This is a genomic window from Aquimarina megaterium XH134, from assembly GCF_000520975.1.
GTDB classification, from domain to species: domain Bacteria; phylum Bacteroidota; class Bacteroidia; order Flavobacteriales; family Flavobacteriaceae; genus Aquimarina; species Aquimarina megaterium.
This window is the reverse complement of sequence record NZ_JACB01000130.1, coordinates 1-773: the sequence shown is the minus strand read 5'-3', so window position 1 is coordinate 773 and position 773 is coordinate 1. Positions and strand designations below refer to the sequence as shown.

Annotated in this window: 1 protein-coding gene; it reads left to right on the top strand. The window is 43.1% G+C overall.

Annotated features, from left to right (window positions below):
* The coding region (locus Z053_RS29575; RefSeq protein WP_035097255.1) for an HYR domain-containing protein at nt 1-773 on the top strand (773 nt) is incomplete at both ends.

The window sequence follows — 773 nt, the reverse complement described above, 5'->3', positions numbered from 1 at the left end:
TGACTAATGATGCACCAGGAGCTTTCCCGCTGGGAGACACTACAGTCACCTGGACAGTAACAGACAGTTCAGGAAATACAGCAACCTGTACTCAAACGGTAACAGTAACTGATAATATAGATCCAACCATCAGTTGTCCTGCAACCGTAAATGTAAATGTTGATGCTGGTTTATGTACTGCAAGTGGAGTTGCTTTAGGTACACCGACTACATCAGATAATTGTGCAGTAGCTAGTGTAACTAACGATGCACCAGGAGTTTTCCCGATAGGAGATACGACAGTCACCTGGACAGTCACCGATAGTTCAGGAAATACAGCGACCTGTACTCAAACGGTAACTGTAATAGACAACATTGATCCAACAATAGTGTGTGCTGCAGATGTAAGTGTGAATGTAAATCCTGGAAGTTGTATCGCAACAGGAGTTACTTTAGTTACACCCACAATTTCTGATAACTGTACCGTAGTGAGTACTACTAATGATTCTCCGGGTACTTTTCCAATAGGAGATACCACCGTAACCTGGATGGTAACCGATAGTTCAGGAAATACAGCTACCTGTACCCAAACGGTAACAGTAATAGATAATATTGATCCAACCATTAGTTGTCCAGCCACGGTAAATGTAAATGTAGATGCCGGTTTATGTACTGCGAGTGGAGTTGCTTTAGGTACACCTACTACTTCAGATAATTGTACAGTGGCGAGTGTAACTAATGATGCACCGGGAGCCTTTCCAATAGGAGATACTACAGTCACCTGGACAGTCACC